The organism is Microcoleus sp. MON1_C1 (assembly GCF_036701945.1).
Classification (GTDB): Bacteria; Cyanobacteriota; Cyanobacteriia; order Cyanobacteriales; family Microcoleaceae; genus Microcoleus.
In genome coordinates, this window is the sequence record NZ_JAUBRO010000029.1 from 1 (window position 1) to 17907 (window position 17907).

The window sequence follows — 17907 nt, forward strand, 5'->3', positions numbered from 1 at the left end:
AGGAGCCGTGTGAGGTGAAAGTCTCATGCACGGTTTTGAAGACCAGCGGGACTGGTGACAGTCTCGCTGAGTTTAATAATCTCTACTCTTTGGTGGTGACGCCAACGAGCAAGTTGACTGAGTGATCCAAGAATCCTCGTACCTTCAGGTCGAGGAGTGTCAAAACAAATTCAACTCACCCGACGGGCCAATAATGGTGGCTAATTAATGCCATCACTGCTTGGCTAGCTGCTGCTGGTGGTCTAGACCGCGCTAGGCGCAACCCTTTGCTACCAATTGCAATGGGTATCAAGCTGGTGTTGGACGGAGTGACCAATGTCGAGTTAGCTCGTGAGGAATGGAGCGAGAACAAAGCGTTTTGTGAATACTGCCAAGTTGCGACGGTTTGCTCGATCGCCTCCATTGTACTCGCAGTGCCGGAGGTTCTTACCGCTGTTGGCACCCTGCTGGGACGCCGCGATCGGGACACCGAAGCACAGGGCAACACACGGTAATCGATACAGCGGGGAAAAGTACGGATGATTTTCTACAGCGGTGTTGGGCGTACAGCAAATGTTAAGCCCGATGGAGAATGATTGCCCATACATATTTTGTGCAACATACATATTTTGTCCAATTTTTCTCCCTCAAGACTCCCTCTAGAATTAGTGGTAGAACGAGTCATGTCTAAGGATAGAACACCTACTTGAAACTGAATGATAGCCTTGTAGAGTAAGGTCAAAGACAAGTGCAAATCATGACCTCACAGAATCCTCCAGATACTCGGCAAGATGATGCAAAATATGACCCTCAAGATAATCCTGGAACCCAAACAAGTATACCGACCACTGAAGAGGGTGAAACTCCACTGGATGAGAGATATCGCATGACCGGCCAACAATCCGGTACTGACGTTAGTCCCGGTAGTGAACCTGAAGCTCCAGGAGCGGCTCCCAAGGTTGTTGGAAGTCCAAATCAAGGGACTGACTCCCGTTAAAAAGATTCTTGAAAATCGCGCAAATTTGTGATGCAGGTGAAAGGTAGCTCAGCAGATAACCTGGTCGAGACACTGCCTTATTTGCAAATAATGCCGAGCAAAAATCGCCTGGTAAACAGGATAACAACAGTATCAATCAGATTATTTAACCGAGGATAACTAAACATGGTTACAACGTTAGACGATACAAAACGGCTTGCGATCGGCGAAAGATTGGCAGACTTGAAAGCCTTTCAAAATTTAATTATCTCCAACGATCAAAAGCTAATAGATGCCTGCCCTGATGACGATGTTCGCAAGCGTCTCCAAAATATGCTTGAAGATGACCAGAAAAACCTGGGCATTATAGAGACGGTGATCGTTCAATACGGCATTCAAGCTGAACCTAGTGCTGCGACCAAGATATTTATTCCGCAGTTTGAGAAGATGATGTCAGGCGAGGAGTTTACGTATTATCAGAAACTCCTTCACCACGAACTGATGAAGCATGCTCAAGCCATGAGTGGAATCATTATTCACAAAGCCGCTCAGAAGGTGGGAGCTGATATTGAAGTGGCAATTGGCCCTTTGAATACCGTCAATTTTGAAAGTCGCGCTCACCAAGAACAACTCAAAGGAATGCTCGAATTGGTGGGTGTCCGCGAAATGACTGGTAAAGACGCCGACCAGGGACTCTGGGCCCGGGTGCAAGATGGAGTTGCTGCATTGTCGGGTGTATTTGGCAGCATAGCCACCCAAAACAGTGACAAACAAGATATGAACATCCAGACCCTCATCCGGCTGGATCACAACAAGACGAATACTATCTTCACCGAAATCGGAGCTACTAAAGATCCTCAAAAGCTCCAAGAGTATTTCGGACAACTCTACAAAGATTTGTTGGTACACGCTCAAGCTGAAGAAGAAGTCGTCTATCCCAAAGTTCGCTCGTTCTACGGTGATGACAACACTCAAGAACTGTACGATGAGCAAGCGCAAATGAAGCAGATGCTCGATGAAATTAAGGCTATGGACCCCACTAATGCCGACGAGTTTAGATCGAAAATTAAAGACCTGATGGAGGCGGTTGGCGACCACATTCGCCAAGAAGAATCTACCATGTTCTCGGCGATTGACAACAATTGCAGCGACGAGCAAAAAGAGCAAATGGCAACCGAGTTTAAAGCTGCCAAGAGCAGGATTCAGCAAGAAATGGCAACCTAATTGCAATAACAGCCAACCCTCTCATTACAAGACAAAGCATTCGCCGGTAAGTAGCTCGATGGCTTTTTATTGAGAGTGCACCGGATTGTGCAATAAGAGAATAGCTTTTTAGCTCCCACTCTCTAGCCAACCGCGATCGCCATAACAGCAGCTTCTAAACAGAAGTTGCCCTCAAAGGGGAACTTCTGTTTAGAAGAAAAAAGTATGGCTAACAACTTAAACCGAAGAGGTAGATAGGTATTGCTAATTTTAAAGGAATAGAAATAAGTCGCTGAGGAAATTGAACTGCCAGCGCTTTACCAATAAAAAATTGTAGTTTAAAATACCTTTAAAATTAACAATAACTATCATATAGCAATCCTACATGAGTCGTAAATTTTTTACCCCACCCCAACCCTTCCCTTAGCAAGGGGAGGGAGTAAGAAATTCACAAATGATTAAGGATTGCTATATCAGGTTCAGGTAATAGGGTAGATTGCGCTTCACCATACATCAGCATTTGAGTTGTAACCATGAATTCCTATATAGATAATCAGAATCCTCTTATTCTTTTTGCAGTTGGCGTGGGCGCTTTGCTCGTCGTGCTTTGGGTGGTGCGATCGTGGCGCGAACGTCAATACGATCTCACAGGCAAGACGGTGCTGCTTACGGGTGGTTCTCGCGGACTTGGTTTGGTTATGGCACGCCAGTTGGTGCAGCAAGGAGCGCGTTTGGCAATTTGTGCCCGCGATCGCGCAGAGCTCGAAAGGGCGCGTGTCGAGCTGGAGCAGTGGGGTGGAGAGGTGCTGACTGTTCCCTGTGATGTCACCGATCGCTCCCAGGTTGACCAGATGGTGCAGCAGGTGCGCGATCGCTTCGGTCAGATCGACATCCTCATTAACAACGCAGGCACCGACCTTGTGGGACCAATGGACGTATTGACGATGGAGGACTACGACGACTTGATGAAGCTGCATTTCTGGGCACCGCTATACACTACTTATGCGGTTTTCCCGGAAATGCGTCAACGACAAGCTGGACGCATCGTTAATATCTCTTCCATCGGCGGCAAGGTAGTTTCCCCGCATATGTTGGCGTATTGCGCCAGCAAATTTGCCTTAACCGGTTTGTCGGAAGGGATGCGGACAGAACTGGCAAAGGACGGGATTGCTGTCACAACGGTATGTCCGGGTTTCATCCGCACAGGCGTGATAGACCACGCTATGTTCAAAGGTCAGCACCGCAAGGAGTTTACCTGGTTCAGCATTGCTGATTCGTTGCCCCTGATCTCGACGAGTGCCGAAAAGGTTGCTCGTGAGACGATTGCTGGATTTCGACGGGGTGATGCAGAGGTAATTGTGCCACTTTGGACTTGGTTTAGTGCCAGACTCTATGCTCTTTTTCCAGGGCTTTCTGCCACTGCGATCGGTTGGTTAAATCGATTGTTACCTGGCACAGGTGGCATTGGTACCGAACGCGCTTTTGGAAAAGACAGCCACTCATCTTTATCGCCTTCGGTGTTAACCTCTTTGAGTGACAAAGCCGCACGGCAAAACAATGAGATGGGGAGCCAAGAGCAACCGGAGGGCGATCGAATCGCTGAGCGATCGAGCTACCGATCGTCTGTGTCCGACGGTGAGAATGGGTGAGCCGAAAGTGCGCGGTTCTGCTACATAAGACGCTAGGCGATCGGCGCGATCGTCCAATACTGTTAATACAAAAGCAATAGCTGCAAAACAAGGAGAACAGATGTCACAAAGTACGTCAAACTCAGAAATGGTATACCGAACTCTTGGCAGCACAGGAGAGAAAGTTTCTGCGATCGGATTGGGTGGTTGGCACATCGGATTGAAGTATGTTGATGAGCAACTGGGTATGCGGATTGTTCGCAGTGCGATCGACCGTGGCATCACTTTTATGGATAACAGTTGGGATTACAACGGTGGAGTTAGCGAGATTCGCATGGGGAAAGCTCTCCGCGATGGCTACCGAGACAAAGTATTCCTGATGACGAAAATTGACGGCCGCTCCAAGAAAGAAGCCACAAGACAGCTAGACGAATCACTGCAACGCCTGCAAGTTGATTGCATCGATCTCGTCCAACACCACGAAATCCTCCGGTTCGAGGACCCGCATCGAGTTTTCGATCCAGAAGGGGCAAATGCCGCCTTAATTGAGGCGCGGGAAGCTGGCAAACTCAGATATATTGGCTTCACCGGACACAAAGACCCCCAGATTCATCTGCATATGCTGGAAGTTGCAGCCAGTTATGGGTTTAAATTTGATGCAGCTCAGTTGCCACTCAATGTGATGGATGCACACTACCGAAGCTTTGCGAAGCTGGTTGTGCCAGAACTGGTTAAACAGGAGATCGGCATTCTTGGCATGAAAAGCATGGGAAACGGGATTTTGTTACGGTCAAATACGGTAACGCCAATTGAGTGTCTGCACTATGCGCTGAATCTACCTACATCGGTTGTGGTTACGGGAATTGACAGCATGGAGATTCTCGATCAAGCGTTTGAGGCGGTGCGGACGTTCCAGCCAATGAATGACGAGCAGGTGCGATCGCTGTTAGCAAAAACGGCAGAAGCAGCATCACGCGGCGAGTTTGAGCCATTCAAAACTTCATCAATTTTCGACAGCACTGCCCAGAATCTAGATTGGCTGGGAGAGGAACCACAGCGCATTCAGCAACTGATGCCAACGTGATCGCAGAACACTCTACGGTGAACCAGTCTAGTGCGGAGTCCGCGATCGCTAATCGGCATCAACACCATCGAAGAATGTGGCGAATGGGATGAAGTCTATGCGATCGCACAGGAAACGATGTAGCAAAGGAACGGTGCGGCACGGCAACGGGACCTGTACAAGCACACTGGTTGGTTGGAGGATGTGGTTGATTTTCTTGTCCGAGAGACTGCAAAAGGAACGACGGCAGTTTAGGGGTTAGAGAGGTAGAGGGCTGAGATTAAGGCGCTGCATGAGCCTAGACTGTCTAATCGCTATGGCACAGGATTTCCTGCAAGACTAATGTTTCAGCCTATTCACTGAAAGGCGTGTTAGGCTGAAAAAGTCCCTCTTTCGCTGGTTTCATTGTTAGCAGGTTGCCATGTATGTCAGACGATCTAAAGCTTGAAGAACGATTGTATAGAACCTGGGTTCAGTATTTAATCGACGGTAATCGTAGAGAATTTGCAGGTCTTGTTGTAGATGGTGAATTACGTTTAGTTGAATCTGATGAGTATAGAAGCAACTATTTACACTATGTTCAAGCTGTAGTTTATTTGCCTCACGCTAGCCATCGATTCATACTTGACAATAAAGACTTTGAAAAAGAGATTAGAAATTCACTTTGGTTTATTTTGCAGGGAAACATTCATTGCTTTGAAGATGAATTTCAGATAAATTTAGTTACTAAATTACTGGATATAGAGCCGGACTGGAGGAAAACAATAAAGTATCTAATAGCTAATTCTAAAGACCTTAATCAAGGACTTATAACAGAAAAAGCTTTTGCTAAAAGAGATCAAGAAGCTATTATTTACAATGAAATAAAGTTTGCTTCTAATTCAGAAATAAGAATTGCACAAGAGTTAGAGGCAAAAAAGGTGCTATTCTTCCCACTTCCTCTAGCTGTAAGACGTGAAACAGGAAATAACTATAAAGATCATCGTGAAGTTGACTTTTTGGTTTGTCTAGATGGAATATGGGGTATTTTAGAAGTTTCTTACCATCCTGATAGATACGAAAAAGATGCTGAGAAGGATGCTTGGTTTAAAAAATCAGGGATACTTTGTATTGAGCATCGTTCTGCTGAAAGGTGTTATAACCAACCCAAAACGGTGGTAGCAGAGTTTTTAGATATTCTATCTAAGCACAAAAGATAGTCTGGATATCGCGAGTACCTGTGATAGGGCGAGGTAGTGCGATCGCAAATCTTGTAGGTTGGGTTGACTAAGGAAACCCAACACACGCTTTTTGTTTAACATTCATATCATGTCTGCGATAACGAAGAAGTAGTTTTCACGCTCGGAGTAATCGTGATGTACGCTCTCATTTCACGCGACAAAATTCAACTACCACCGGGAACGGTTGTGCGAATGCTGGGTTCCTGGCAAGACTATCGCACTTTATGCGAAAGCCGAGGGGATTCGTCCATAGCAGGCTGCGGCTCCAGTTCGGAGAAAGCGTTCACTATATGCGATCGCATCTGGGCATCTGCCTCAATTCCCAACACCTTGAGCGTCCGGGGCAGTTCTGCCTCTAGGACTTCCTTGAGCGGTCGGTAGCTGCCTGCATGGGAGAGGGCGAAGGCATCCCGTAAGGTTTGGGCAAACCAGAGTTCGACAGCATGAGGGGGCGCACCCAGCTCTACCAATCTCTGGCGGGGCTTGTCCAAACTGAAGCAGGTGCCGATGATGTCGAATACTGCTGTGCCTTTTGTGTTCATTGAGAGTTGATAAATTTAGATTCTACGAGAATAGCCTGCTACGCCGTGAACCAGTCTACTGCAGAGTCTATAATCGCAGGGGGAATTGTGTGGGGGCCGTCGAACTCGCGATAAACCACATCGTAGCCAGCACCCCGCACCTGTGGCACTATCTTACGGCTACAAGGATCGATCGGTAAAACAGAGTCTCGCGTGCCGTGCGAGATGAACAGACGCGGTTCGCCAACCTGTGAAGCTGGTGCCATAAACCCCGGCGAGAACGCTATGACATGGCTGAACAAGTCGCCGTTGGTGATGCCGACACTTAGGGCATAGGAAGCCCCGTCCGAGAAGCCCTCGATCGCAATGCGGGTAGGGTCTACAGCGTAGTGGCTGAACGTCTGCGCCAGCGCCTGGTCAATCAAGGCGATATCGGGGCCGTACCCACCGACGAGCACATCCCACGTCTGGCGGCGCGAGGCAGGTGCCAGCAGGATGAGTCCAGTGGCATCGGCGAGGTTTTGGAACGGAGTCAGACCGCCGCGTGCGTCGCCGCCTGCGCCGTGCAGCATCACCACCAGTGGTGCGGGTCGGGAAGCTTGGTAAATTTTAGGCACGTACAGGAGTCCGTCGCGCTTGGTCGAAAGTCCTAAAGGTTGCAGACCGCTTGGTGCCGTTCCCGTAGGCTGCGTTGGTCGTGCCAGCAGGCGTCCGTTCATAGATGCCCGATCCTGATTTTGTGGTTTGTCTGTTCTCATTGATGTAATTCTCTCCATAGAGTTGGTGGTACAGGCTGATCCAATCGCCCCAGTGATGCCTACCAAAAACATTCCAAGTAGGTGCCTTCGGCTTAATCGCGAACCGATGTCGGTTTTCTGCTTTAGCATGATGCCCTTGCTTCTCCTGTTGTGAAAAGTGAATTTTTCTCCCGGCACCAATGAGAGCAAATGACATTTTGCACTACATAAGCAAAATGTTCTCGATTAGCCATAGTGAGCGTTCCTTGTAAGGTAAAAAAGGAAGGTGCTTTCGGGGGTATGCCGGAAGGCAAGAAACTGCGATCGCAAGCTGATCTGAAAAGATGAAAATAAATAACGGTTGGTTGATTAGCTTTCAGGTAATCGGCGACTATAACCTAGAGGCGATTTTGTTGATATTCATAAGTCGCTTGATAGAGTATCCAAATTTGCTTCTTCAGGTGATTAAGAATTTCAAAAAATCTCTCTCGCGTGGCGGTAGCAAATCGCCCACAAACTGCAAGTCTTGATGCTCCCCAAACCAAGCCGACCTGTGCGGACTCAATTGGGTCGGGGTCGGCAGGCTTTGTTGAATAGAAGCGAAGCAACTTCTGCCCCCTCCATGTTGGCGAAGCCTGCGCGTTGGCGTTAGCCTCGCGTTAGCGATAGCGCATAGGGGTAAGGGGGCTTAGCGTAGCCGCGATTTCCTTTTCTCCTAGTATTTTGCATTCCAAATAATGAGTCGGAAATGTTATTAAAAGTTAGATAACGATGGCTCTTGGCTCTACCTAATAATATTAACAGCTCGTGCTTTTTACAACGTCCTTCTCAGGTAGGATCGTAAAGCAAAGGCGACTGTATTCGTTTTTTCAAAGTGGCTTTATAATAGGTTGTGTCCTCAGTAGGATGAGGTGACAATGGTAATCGAGATAGCGTTAAGAAGAAAAGAATTGCTCAGTAAGAGTTTAAGCTTGAGTACGTTGAATGCAGGTTGAAGCAAAAGCCTAGAAACTCTGGCTTTCGATAAGTATTTTACCGCAGTTGTGGCTGATGGTGATAGGTTCTGAAGTCCGGGGAAGTGGAAGGGGAGAGATTGATACCGCAGTAATTGTTTAACTGATTTACGGAGAAATTAGAAATGAGTAGCGTATCCATGCCTAATCAAGCAAGTCAGCCAAATCAAGAAGTTAACGCATCTCAACAGGCTCAACTTTTTGCACCCCCAAATGCGGGTGAAAGGGCTGTTTTAGATGCCAACATGACCGCAGGAACCAGCACAAACCCATAGGGAGAAGCGATCGCTCATCCCATCGCCTCCAATTTTTCATCCGCAACCGAACAGATGAGACAAAAACTGTTGGATCTTCCACCATTGCAGGCTCTTATTCGGCAGATGGGGAGCAGACGGAAAAAGGTGTCGTTAATCTTCACAACAATCCAGACGTACCCGCTAGCGATGCTCAAGGAATGCTACCCGATACTGACGCAATTAAACTTCCAATCGATTCTGAAGTCAATCATCAAGAGTAAGAGTTCGGGATGGCCTCGCCTATATTGTCTGTAAACAAGGATACTTTTTTTATGCTCATTATTAACAGTTGAGCCTGATCAATCCAATCTTTAGATATAGAGATAATTTAAGTCTAATGGTAGACCATACCAGCAAATATACTCGATACCATGAAATCGAAACAGAATAGTTAAAAACTACTCACCACTATGAAGACTTCAACGAAGAATTCAACAATCAATACCGATCAAGTCCCTACGATCACTCCGGCTTATAACGGTGCCGATCGCAATGCCTGGATTTTTGGTTGGAACCCGCAGCAAGAGCTATGGAACGGTCGTCTAGCAATGCTTGGTTTTGTCGCCTATCTTCTTTGGGATATGGCTGGTTATAGCGTTCTTCGAGATGTACTCCACCTCGCTCGCTAGGAGTTGAATGGTCAGTTACAAGCTGTTTGTGTTTCTCTAACAGCAGTAAAACACTTGTTTAGTCCACACGAAAAATTTTTGAAAATCAAAATACTGCCATGCAAACATCAACATCTTCAAATTCCTCAATTCGTTACGGTGCTCTGAGTCTAGGTCTCCTTTTCTTGTTACTTGGCGTAGCTGGATTTGTGCCTGCTTTTTTCACTCCCTCTGAGAACTTTACCTCCGTACCAGGCTTTGGCTATATATTCGGGGTATTCCCCACCAACTATTTTCATAATGCAATTGGCATTTTAGTGGGTGTTTGGGGAATTGCGGCATTTACTAGCTTAAGCGGAGCCATTGTGTTCAATCGCATCTTCGCTATCCTTTATGCAGCAGGTGCAATTTTAGGATTGCTGCCATTTGCAAATACCTTGTTCGGGCTTACACCACTTTTTGGAAATAATATCTGGCTCAATGCCCTTACTGCTGCCGTCGCTTTTTACTACGGATTTGTGAAATCAGGAGAAATCAGTATGCAGAGTTCATCGAGTGTTCAAGCTAGCGTGTAACTCGAAGAGTTTCTCGAAGTAGAGAAAGGGTTCTCATGCTTAGCGGTGGAAATTATTTCATCTGCGCTCCTTGGCACTTATTATAGGATGCAAAAGTAGTCTTTGTAAGACTACTTTTTTTATGCCTACATACAGCGAATTTTGCGGAGTGGGTTTGTGTCTGATCGGTGCTAGTTGCAACATACCCGATCGCGCGGCTTACGGTATTGTCGGGACCACTTGGTTTGGGTCTGGTCATACCCCGTGCTGTGCTTCAATTTCGTTGAGCAACATCTCGTCAGAGTAGGACGTTTCCCAAATGAAACTAGAAGGAGATTAAAAACGATTGAAGGAAAAATAATTACAGCTTTTGGAGTTAAAGCAATAGGTCAAGTTAAATAATGACATTTAAATAACATTGAAAAAAGTCAAAAGTAAGAAAGCTTTCAGTAAAAACAAGTTTTTTTACTTTTGGCTTTTGACTTTTGACTTTTAGCACATCGAGTATTCCACTCAAAACTCAAAACTCAAAACTATTAAGGCGCTGCTGCCGCCCTGCGGTTGGCAACAATCAGATTAGCCTGATACTCTGCCGCTTTTTGCTGAGCCTTTTGATAGTTCGCGCTGGTTGACGGTACGGCTCTCATGAGCTTAACCGCTTGCTGCCACTCGCTTGCTACTGCGATCCACTCATTTTGAGACTGAGCCTTCTGGGCCGAAATTGCTGCCTTCTGAGCTGTGTTAACGGCTTCCCTCCAAGAGTCAGGCTTAGGCGCGGCGGCTTTTGGTGCAGGAGAAGCTGGAGCTGGGCTTGCTGGCGCAGCAGCAGTGGGAGCGGGTTTTGGTGCAGGGGAGGCTGCCTGTGGGGTGCCTGGAGATGCGGCTGGAGAGGATACAGCGGCTTTAGAAGGGGGAGATGAGGGTTGGGGGGAGGGGGAAGCAGCTTCGGAGGCGATGGGTTCTGGGTTCGAGTCGCCGAATGGGAAAGTTTTAGTAAAGAAAAGCCCTGCGATCGCCGCCAGAGGTACTAAGATACCCACAGGTATTACCCATTTGGGAAATTGTTTTTTCGGAGGCGGGGCTTGATCTTCGTCTTCGTCTTCGTCTTCCTCGTCGTCATCTCGATCGAATTCTCCTTCTTGATAATAGTCTCCGCCTTCGGGCTCGACATCATCTAAACCTACAGAGTCGTCAGGCATTCCACTATCCAAGGGGTAAGGCATGGGCTCGGCAGGCATCAGATCAATTTCATCTTCCCACGCAGGCGATCCGTCACCTGTTCGACGCCCGTAAACCTTTACAGTGTGAATTGATTCGAGTCCCAGCTTCGTCATGCCGGTGCGGATGAAATCGACCAATACCATTTGATCCGGTACTTTGTCTGCCTCCAGAATTATGTGGAGGCAGCCGTTGTCCCGCGTCACATCGGCGTTGATGCCTTTGGGTTTGAGTGTACGGTTGATGCTAGATGCGATCGCGTTTGGATCGCCTTGCTTGAGCAGTTCCCGCGGGTTCTGTTGTGTCATGGGTAGCGCTCTTTTTTGGGGGGGGGTGGAGAGCCGGCAAATAATATTAACCGATCGGCATTCGGCGGACAATATTTATTTACCACATTAACTTCTACTTTGGCATTCTGAGAGTATTTCTAGTATCTATTGACCTTTTGGGCCGCGATCCGGCATCAAGCACATAGCCGCTATCGAAATTTGTTGTAAAAATTTACAGTAAAGCGCCGCTCCTGTGCCCTGTCGCGCATCAGCGAAACAAGCTAGAAAGTTCTATAACTTTGGTTTGCAGGGTTGAGTTTTCTTCCCGCCCCCGCTTCAAAGAAGCTTCTAAGTCTAGCAGCAAAGGCAAACTTTTTTGCAGTTTTTCTAAGCTGGCGTTCTTGACTTCTTGCCGAAAATAGTATACTCGTTTCGGATTGCCGAGATCTAGAGCTTGAGCAATTTTATCATCGCGATCGCCCGCTTGGATCATTGCCTTTACCCAAAGCCAAATCCGAAACTTACCAGTCAAGCCGGCGACAATCCTCAAACCAGGCTCGCTGCGGCCAGTTAAGCCTGCCAATAAATCCAAAGCGGCGGAGGTATTGCCCTCGCGAATCGCATCGGCTAGCTGGAAGGTATTTTGGGCGTGACAGTGCACCAGTGCGGCAACTTCTTCCGGGTTCAGAGGTTGGCTGCGGTTGCCCGCAAACAGTCGCAATTTTTCTAGTTCGCTGTATAGCCCGCGGGTATCGCTGCCAATGGATTGGGCCAAAAGTTCGATCGCTGTGGCGGTCAATTTTACGTTCATTTCGCCCGCGACTTGGCGCACCCGCTGAGCTAATTCTTTGTCATTCCAAGGCGGAATCGGTGAAAATTCCCGCACTTGGGCGGACTGGACAATTAACTTGGTAGATTTGAGCCGGCTGTCGGGTTTTTTGACGGATGTCAGCAGCAGCACGGTGGTAGGGGGCATCACCGGCAGCGTCCGTTCAAATTGCGCTAACAGTTCTGGAGAACACTGCTGCGTTAAAGTCGTATTTGCCAGCCACACAAAACGGCTCCCGGTACCGAAGGGCGGCGTTAAGGCTCGATCGAGTCCTTCGACCACAGCGTCGGCGGAATCGGCAATAATCTTGTCATAGTTAAAACTAGCCCAGTTGGGGTCGAGGACTGTTTGGCGCAAACTTGTCACAGCTTGCGCCATCGCAAAGTCGTCTTCCCCCCAAAACAGGTAAATTTGCATGAAAAACGCTCAGTAGTCAAAAAAATCACAGTTGCACGCGAGGCTTGTCCAACATATCCTGAATAGGGCTGTTGGAAGCCCGCGCCATAATATAAAATTTGGTGTGGGAGTATGTCACCGCGAGGAAATCAAGATTGGATGATACTTATCAAGCTTACGTAAATCGGGTGGCGCGAATGACGCTGCTGGACTCCTACAAGTCCCAGGTGGAACACATTCAGGAATCTCCAAAATTTAAGCCCGACGAAGCAGGCCGGAGAGATCCGGTACCTTTTCCAGGTTATTCGGTGATTACGCCCCCTGCGGGGGAAGATGCAGAAAATGCTGCATTTTATAGTAATTTGCACTCGAGCCAACAACGGCTATTGCAGGAAATAGGGGAGGGTGCGATCGTGGCACTGCCTCCTGATAGCTTCCATTTAACCGTAGCCGATTTGATTTGGAGCAGCGCTTTTCGAGATGCCTCTGATAAAAATCCCGAATTTGAGGAGCAACTGCGCTCGCGCATGGCCGATCGTTTTGCCGCCTGCAAACCCTTGGCGGGCGGCGCTCCCATTCGCTGGATAGTGCTGGGGTTGATGGTGATGACTAGAGCTGTGGGTGTTTGTTTGGCACCGACGGACGAAAACTCTTACAAGCAAATTCTGGAGTTTCGCCGATCGATCTATCAAAATCCCGATTTAATGGCTTTGGGAATTGAACAGCAATATCATTTTACGGCACACATTACTCTGGGTTATTTTGGGGACATCGGGCCGAACCTTGACCGCGCTCGCTTGTGCGCTTTGCTGTCAGAGTTAAACGAGCAATGGCTGGACACGCCGCAAGAACTGTCCGTAAACCGAGTGGAACTGCGGAAGTTTGACGACATGACCACCTACCTCCGGCAACCGGACTGGCCTGTGTTTGAGTTTTAACGAAGGAAGAGGGAAGAAGGAAGAAGGAAGAAGGAAGAAGGAAGAAGGAAGAGGGAAGAGGATCGATGTGAAGATTTTTTCCATCTCCCACTCTCCCCATCTCCCACTCTCCCACTCTCTCGCCCCCTCTCCCCCTCTCCCCTGTGAAAAGAGTCAGGATATTGCCTATTAAATGCTTTAATTATTTTTGTTTGACAGTAAAGTCAAGGAAAAAATTTATGAAAAACCAGGAAAAATCAGTAATTCTGGTTTTTTACTTTTTGCTTAAAAAGTGACAGTACACGTCGTTGGTATAGGTTTAGATGGAGCTGCTGGGCTGAGCGAATCGGCGCGGCAGGTTGTAGAAATGGCCGCTCTGCTAATAGGGAGCGAGCGCCATTTGAGCTATTTTCCCCAGCACGACGGAGAGCGCTGGGCGTTGGAAGATTTGACCGAAGCAATTCTGGAAATTCGGCGCTGGTGGGCGACTGAACCCGAATTAGAACCCTCTGCGGGGACGGTGGAACCCCGTACTCAACCGATCGTAATTTTAGTGGCCGGTGACCCGCTGTTCTACGGCTGGGGAAAGTTGTTAATTGCCCAATTGCCGGCAGAAGAATTGACTTTTCACCCCCATGTCAGTTCTGTGCAGTTGGCTTTTAACCGCTTGCATATCCCTTGGCAAGACGCTCATTTTGTTGGCTCTCAAGGACGTTATTTTGAGGAACTGACGGCAAAACTAAAACTCGGTGTCGAGAAAATTGCGGTGCTCGCCGACGAAACTCATACTCCGGCGGCCCTGGCAAATTTGGTCAAAGCTCTAGATTTGCCTACACGCTACGAGTTTTGGGTTTGCGAGAATTTGGGTGCTGCTGACGAGCGGGTGGGCCTGCGTTCTCTGTCAGCTTTGCTGGGAGAGTCTTTTGCACCGCTGAGCGTGGTTGTGATGCTGCGGGAACCCCCGCCGAGGGCAGAACCTTTGGATTTGGAAAAGTTGCCTTTGTTGGGAATACCGGATGCAGCTTTTATCGGTTGTGGCGACAAGCCGGGTTTGACGGTTGAACGGGAAGTGCGGGTGTTGGTGTTGGCACAATTGGCTTTGCAACCGGGACAAGTTGTCTGGGATGTGGGTGCTGGTAACGGTTCTGTGTCGATCGAAATTGCTCGTTTATTCCCGCAGTCTGAGGTGTATGCGATCGAACAAACGGTTTCTGGTACTTCTGCGATCGAGTTCAACTACGGCCGTTTTGGGCTGCAAAATGTGTTCTCGATTTACGGAACCGCCCCGGAAATCTTGCACCGCTTGCGTCCTCCGCACCGGATTTTTATTGGCGGTAGTGGCGGAGGGTTGACTAAAATTTTGGGCGTTTGCGCCCTGCGGCTCCTCCCTGGAGGCTCGATCGTGCTTGCGTTGGATGCTTTTGAGGATATTGCTACTGTTTTGAGCTGGATGGGCGATCGCGTGCGCCGGGAACCGCACTGGAGTTACCGAATCGTGCAAGTGCAGTTATCGCGTTCTGTGGCTGGGGGGAATTCAACTCGTTTTGATGCGCTGAATCCGGTTTCGATTGTGACGATCGATCGACGATTAGATTGATGTCGGAATTTTTACGGCTGATTTAAGCTGATTAGCGCTGATTAGCGCTGATTTGAGTCAGGAAGAGTAAGGTTGCGGTTGCTAGTAGCAATAAAATGCCGGCTGCACCTGCTAGCGGTTTCGCTGCTATTCCTGTAATCCATTCTGGGGCGCGGCCTGTCGGATTAATTGCGCCTTCTGTATCTACGGTAGTTATACCCCAAATCCAAGCTGCGTGAATGCCGATCGCCAATCCCAAACTGCCATTGTCGGCGATGCGGGCTAATGTTAAAACCATCCCCATCAGCCACAATCCGGGCAGTTGCGGTAGAGTTTCTTTGGCGGCCCAAATTAGGTGGGCGATCGCGAAAATGAAACTGGCGATCGCTGCTGCGATTAGCATTGAGTAATCTTGCTGAAGTATCGTTTGCAAGCAGCCGCGAAAGATTAACTCTTCTGTGGCGCTAATCCACAGTGCTAATAACAGAGTCAGCAGACTAGCAGGGTTAAGGATTAAAGTCCAAAAATTAATTTTTTTTTCGCTTGTTTCGGTGGAAGTTTCGCTTTTGTGTAGTTCGAGCCAGCCTGCGGTTAATTGCAAACCGAATAAAATTACTAAGCTGATTATTCCTAATCCTAATCCCCGCAGTAATGACATCAAAACTGCGGGTTGCCAATCCCAACCCCAGTTGGCAAAAGATGTGTTTTCGATCCAACTTGTCGCCCATAAAATGAAGGGGACAATCACGTATAGGGAAGCTAGTAAAGGTAGTTTTTTGTTTCCCAGAGGTTGGGGCGGATGCCATTTGAGGGCGATCGCCAGCACGATCGCTGCGGGAAGCCACACAACCATCCAAGTCGAAAAAAACAAGATTATTTTGACAATTGCTGGTATTGACGGCGACAGCAGTCGCAGGTTGTTTATGCTATTCCACATTTAAGGGGTTGCAACTATAATACTGTTGACTGTTGGCTGTTGGCTGTTGACTGTTAATTCTTAACTAATGACTAATGACTAATAACTAATGACTACCGATCGAGCTTGCGCTGAATTTGCCTCAGAGACTGGTACATTTCGGGCAAGCGGTTGTAAACGGCTGTGGCTTTGAGAAATAGTTTGTGGGGAATTGCTGGAATGCCCGTCACGATTGCCCCTGCTGCAACATCACTGTGAATTCCGGCTTTAGCAGTGGCGATCGCCCCATCTCCGATTTTGGCTTGATTAGCAATTCCCACTTGACCTGCCAAAATTACATTGTTGCCAATTTTTACTCCGCCGGCCATGCCAACGTGAGCGGCAAAAGCACAATTTTTTCCTACTTGACAGCCATGACCTACGTGTACTAAATTGTCGATTTTTGTATTCTGGCCGATGCGGGTTTCTCCGACAGCGGGCCTGTCGATCGTGCTGTTGCAGCCAACCTCAACGCCCTCTTCTAATACCGTGCAGCCCGACTGCTCCATTTTCACCCATCCTGTGGCTGTCGGCACGAACCCAAAACCTTCGGAACCGATCGCCGCACCGCTGTGAATCACGCAATTTGCCCCGATGCGAGTGCGTTCGTGAATGACACAATTAGCGTGTAAAACAGTGCCTTCGCCTATTTCCGCATCTGGGTAAATTACGACATTTGGATGAATGCAAACGTTGCTGCCAATTTTGACTTTTGCTTGAATAACGACGTTGGGGCCGATATAGACATTTTCACCAATTTCTGCTGAGGGGTGAACGACGGCTGAGGGATGAATTTCGGATGGGGGGCGAAACGGTTGATAGAAAATGGCGATCGTTTGAGCAAATAACAAGCGCGGATCTGGTGCGGCAATCCAAGCAATGTTGCGATCGTCACATTGAGCTTGGAGACTTTCATCTAAGGGTAAAATTAAAGCCGAAGCATTTGTAGTGGCTGTATGAGCGGCAAATTTAGCACCTTCTATATAACTGATTGTGCCCGATGGAGCTTCATCAACAGGGGCCGCGCCTGTAATTTCTGGATCGGTAGCAACCGACGCTGTGAGGGTGCGACTGGTGGCTAAGTTAAGTTTTTGTACTATTTCGCTAAACTTCATCTATAAAAATTTGTTGTTAGCACAGATGGATCATAGTTAAAATTACCAGCTTTGGAGCACGATCTGAGCAGTTGGCATTTAAAAAACAAAAACCCCGATTTCTTGAAGAAGTCGGGGTTGTAGCGCTCGATTATTTTTGGCAATTATTTTACAGAAACTGCATCTACGTCAACGGTGCTGCCTTGGGCTTCAGAATAATGGGCACCGGTGGCTTCGGATGCTGAGGCTGTCTCTGTTTGGCGGGATTTAAAGTAGTCGATCGACATTTGCGAAATTTCGGAAATCAGCAAGACAGCAATTGCCACATCGTCAATTTGTCCGATGACTGGCAGGAAATCTGGGGCAATGTCGATCGGGCTTATTAAATATGCCAGCGTTCCCAGAATAATCCACCAGCGGTATTTGGGGTTGCGGAGGGTGTCGCGGTACCAGTTGTAAACAGATTGTATAGAAAAGTTCATGGGGTTGTCCTCTACTTATATTTTCAATCTTGACAAATTGTCGCTCGAAATGCTTGTGGAGATATCCCCCCTAGGGTTGGCAAGAGACTTCTACCTGGGAGTATAGGGAATTGGGGAGGGAGAAGTTGTCAAGCTGTGTTGAAAGGGCGGGGACTCTTGACAACGCCCCTACAGAAACCTGACCGATGAAAGCCGATAGAATTTATCTGTGTTTATCTGTGTTTATCTGCGTTTATCTGCGTTTATCTGCGGTTTAAAAAAACATTCATATTGTTGAGGGTAGATTAGCAATCTATTACTTGTATATCGTCATTAAAGCAAGTTACTTAGATTGGGATTTTTCAATCACAGATGTCAGCAGATAAACACAGAT

At 47.9% G+C, this 17907-nt stretch carries 20 protein-coding genes; 11 read left to right on the forward strand and 9 right to left on the reverse strand.

All coding sequences use genetic code 11. From position 1 onward, the window contains the following. Positions 1 to 266: 266 nt before the first annotated feature. The 6 genes from QUA62_RS17380 to QUA62_RS17405 all read left to right on the forward strand — a co-directional run bounded on the left by QUA62_RS17380 (position 267) and on the right by QUA62_RS17405 (position 6048). Positions 267 to 494: a hypothetical protein gene (locus QUA62_RS17380; protein ID WP_333405660.1), complete on the forward strand. Its 228-nt coding sequence runs from the start codon at positions 267 to 269 to the stop codon at positions 492 to 494. Positions 495 to 736: 242 nt separating this feature from the next. Next, positions 737 to 976 carry a hypothetical protein gene (locus QUA62_RS17385; protein WP_190655907.1) on the forward strand — a complete coding sequence of 80 codons (240 nt, stop codon included), beginning with the start codon at positions 737 to 739 and terminating at the stop codon, positions 974 to 976. A 165-nt stretch (positions 977 to 1141) separates the two neighbouring features. After that, positions 1142 to 2179: a hemerythrin domain-containing protein gene (locus QUA62_RS17390; RefSeq protein ID WP_333405661.1), complete on the forward strand. Its 1038-nt coding sequence runs from the start codon at positions 1142 to 1144 to the stop codon at positions 2177 to 2179. 512 nt (positions 2180 to 2691) lie between these two features. Next, entirely contained in the window at positions 2692 to 3807 is a 1116-nt protein-coding gene (locus QUA62_RS17395) for an SDR family NAD(P)-dependent oxidoreductase (RefSeq protein WP_333405662.1), read from the forward strand. A 100-nt stretch (positions 3808 to 3907) separates the two neighbouring features. Continuing rightward, entirely contained in the window at positions 3908 to 4870 is a 963-nt protein-coding gene (locus QUA62_RS17400) for an aldo/keto reductase (protein WP_333405663.1), read from the forward strand. A gap of 404 nt (positions 4871 to 5274) precedes the next feature. Continuing rightward, positions 5275 to 6048, forward strand: coding sequence for a hypothetical protein (locus QUA62_RS17405; protein WP_333405664.1), 774 nt, complete (start codon positions 5275 to 5277; stop codon positions 6046 to 6048). A gap of 233 nt (positions 6049 to 6281) precedes the next feature. Here QUA62_RS17405 and QUA62_RS17410 read toward each other — a convergent pair whose 3' ends face one another. From QUA62_RS17410 to QUA62_RS29415, 4 genes are all read right to left on the reverse strand, one after another. Continuing rightward, positions 6282 to 6611, reverse strand: coding sequence for a hypothetical protein (locus tag QUA62_RS17410; RefSeq protein WP_333405665.1), 330 nt, complete (start codon positions 6609 to 6611; stop codon positions 6282 to 6284). 38 nt (positions 6612 to 6649) lie between these two features. Continuing rightward, complete coding sequence (locus QUA62_RS17415; protein ID WP_333405666.1) at positions 6650 to 7207, reverse strand: hypothetical protein; 558 nt, start codon at positions 7205 to 7207, stop codon at positions 6650 to 6652. Beyond that, entirely contained in the window at positions 7200 to 7544 is a 345-nt protein-coding gene (locus tag QUA62_RS17420) for a hypothetical protein (protein ID WP_333405667.1), read from the reverse strand. The genes QUA62_RS17415 and QUA62_RS17420 overlap by 8 nt, the downstream gene beginning before the upstream one ends. Positions 7545 to 7725: 181 nt before the next feature. Next, positions 7726 to 7935 carry a PIN-like domain-containing protein gene (locus QUA62_RS29415; RefSeq protein ID WP_445301678.1) on the reverse strand — a complete coding sequence of 70 codons (210 nt, stop codon included), beginning with the start codon at positions 7933 to 7935 and terminating at the stop codon, positions 7726 to 7728. A 530-nt stretch (positions 7936 to 8465) separates the two neighbouring features. On the opposite strand from QUA62_RS29415, the gene QUA62_RS17425 reads away from it, so the two are divergent. From QUA62_RS17425 to QUA62_RS17435, 3 genes are all read left to right on the forward strand, one after another. Beyond that, positions 8466 to 8615 (forward strand): hypothetical protein, encoded by a 150-nt coding sequence (locus QUA62_RS17425; protein ID WP_333405668.1) that lies wholly within the window; start codon positions 8466 to 8468, stop codon positions 8613 to 8615. Positions 8616 to 9046: 431 nt separating this feature from the next. Continuing rightward, complete coding sequence (locus QUA62_RS17430) at positions 9047 to 9265, forward strand: chlorophyll a/b-binding protein (RefSeq protein ID WP_333287802.1); 219 nt, start codon at positions 9047 to 9049, stop codon at positions 9263 to 9265. 98 nt (positions 9266 to 9363) lie between these two features. Beyond that, a complete protein-coding gene (locus tag QUA62_RS17435) occupies positions 9364 to 9819 on the forward strand; it encodes a DUF4383 domain-containing protein (protein ID WP_333213678.1) in 456 nt (151 codons plus the stop codon). 515 nt (positions 9820 to 10334) lie between these two features. Here the strand turns inward: QUA62_RS17435 and QUA62_RS17440 are convergent. Together QUA62_RS17440 and holA are read right to left on the reverse strand one after the other, a co-directional pair. Further along, a complete protein-coding gene (locus tag QUA62_RS17440) occupies positions 10335 to 11324 on the reverse strand; it encodes a hypothetical protein (RefSeq protein ID WP_333405669.1) in 990 nt (329 codons plus the stop codon). Between the two features lie 229 nt (positions 11325 to 11553). Further along, complete coding sequence (gene holA / locus QUA62_RS17445; protein WP_333405670.1) at positions 11554 to 12531, reverse strand: DNA polymerase III subunit delta; 978 nt, start codon at positions 12529 to 12531, stop codon at positions 11554 to 11556. Positions 12532 to 12707: 176 nt separating this feature from the next. On the opposite strand from holA, the gene QUA62_RS17450 reads away from it, so the two are divergent. Then, on the forward strand, positions 12708 to 13448 hold the full coding sequence (locus tag QUA62_RS17450) for a DUF1868 domain-containing protein (RefSeq protein WP_190655984.1): 741 nt from the start codon (positions 12708 to 12710) through the stop codon (positions 13446 to 13448). Between the two features lie 271 nt (positions 13449 to 13719). Continuing rightward, the gene (cbiE, locus tag QUA62_RS17455) at positions 13720 to 15024 is read left to right on the forward strand and encodes a precorrin-6y C5,15-methyltransferase (decarboxylating) subunit CbiE (protein WP_333405671.1); all 1305 of its coding nucleotides are present in this window, start codon (positions 13720 to 13722) and stop codon (positions 15022 to 15024) included. Between the two features lie 31 nt (positions 15025 to 15055). Here cbiE and QUA62_RS17460 read toward each other — a convergent pair whose 3' ends face one another. From QUA62_RS17460 to QUA62_RS17470, 3 genes are all read right to left on the reverse strand, one after another. Continuing rightward, positions 15056 to 15940 (reverse strand): CPBP family glutamic-type intramembrane protease, encoded by an 885-nt coding sequence (locus tag QUA62_RS17460; RefSeq protein WP_333405672.1) that lies wholly within the window; start codon positions 15938 to 15940, stop codon positions 15056 to 15058. A gap of 92 nt (positions 15941 to 16032) precedes the next feature. After that, entirely contained in the window at positions 16033 to 17073 is a 1041-nt protein-coding gene (gene lpxD, locus QUA62_RS17465) for a UDP-3-O-(3-hydroxymyristoyl)glucosamine N-acyltransferase (protein ID WP_333405673.1), read from the reverse strand. Between the two features lie 143 nt (positions 17074 to 17216). Further along, positions 17217 to 17534 (reverse strand): YkvA family protein, encoded by a 318-nt coding sequence (locus QUA62_RS17470; RefSeq protein WP_333213666.1) that lies wholly within the window; start codon positions 17532 to 17534, stop codon positions 17217 to 17219. Positions 17535 to 17907 lie beyond the last annotated feature (373 nt).

Bases quoted from the DNA above. Each gene is read 5' to 3' on its own strand.
- QUA62_RS17390 (WP_333405661.1), top strand. From the start codon at position 1,142: ATGGTTACAACGTTAGACGATACAAAACGGCTTGCGATCGGCGAAAGA.
- QUA62_RS17395 (WP_333405662.1), top strand. From the start codon at position 2,692: ATGAATTCCTATATAGATAATCAGAATCCTCTTATTCTTTTTGCAGTT.
- lpxD (WP_333405673.1), bottom strand. From the start codon at position 17,073: ATGAAGTTTAGCGAAATAGTACAAAAACTTAACTTAGCCACCAGTCGC.
- QUA62_RS17430 (WP_333287802.1), top strand. From the start codon at position 9,047: ATGAAGACTTCAACGAAGAATTCAACAATCAATACCGATCAAGTCCCT.
- QUA62_RS17450 (WP_190655984.1), top strand. From the start codon at position 12,708: ATGACGCTGCTGGACTCCTACAAGTCCCAGGTGGAACACATTCAGGAA.
- QUA62_RS17400 (WP_333405663.1), top strand. From the start codon at position 3,908: ATGTCACAAAGTACGTCAAACTCAGAAATGGTATACCGAACTCTTGGC.
- QUA62_RS17405 (WP_333405664.1), top strand. From the start codon at position 5,275: ATGTCAGACGATCTAAAGCTTGAAGAACGATTGTATAGAACCTGGGTT.
- QUA62_RS17420 (WP_333405667.1), bottom strand. From the start codon at position 7,544: ATGTCATTTGCTCTCATTGGTGCCGGGAGAAAAATTCACTTTTCACAA.
- QUA62_RS17440 (WP_333405669.1), bottom strand. From the start codon at position 11,324: ATGACACAACAGAACCCGCGGGAACTGCTCAAGCAAGGCGATCCAAAC.
- QUA62_RS17435 (WP_333213678.1), top strand. From the start codon at position 9,364: ATGCAAACATCAACATCTTCAAATTCCTCAATTCGTTACGGTGCTCTG.
- QUA62_RS17425 (WP_333405668.1), top strand. From the start codon at position 8,466: ATGAGTAGCGTATCCATGCCTAATCAAGCAAGTCAGCCAAATCAAGAA.
- QUA62_RS17410 (WP_333405665.1), bottom strand. From the start codon at position 6,611: ATGAACACAAAAGGCACAGCAGTATTCGACATCATCGGCACCTGCTTC.
- holA (WP_333405670.1), bottom strand. From the start codon at position 12,531: ATGCAAATTTACCTGTTTTGGGGGGAAGACGACTTTGCGATGGCGCAA.
- QUA62_RS17470 (WP_333213666.1), bottom strand. From the start codon at position 17,534: ATGAACTTTTCTATACAATCTGTTTACAACTGGTACCGCGACACCCTC.
- QUA62_RS17460 (WP_333405672.1), bottom strand. From the start codon at position 15,940: ATGTGGAATAGCATAAACAACCTGCGACTGCTGTCGCCGTCAATACCA.
- QUA62_RS17385 (WP_190655907.1), top strand. From the start codon at position 737: ATGACCTCACAGAATCCTCCAGATACTCGGCAAGATGATGCAAAATAT.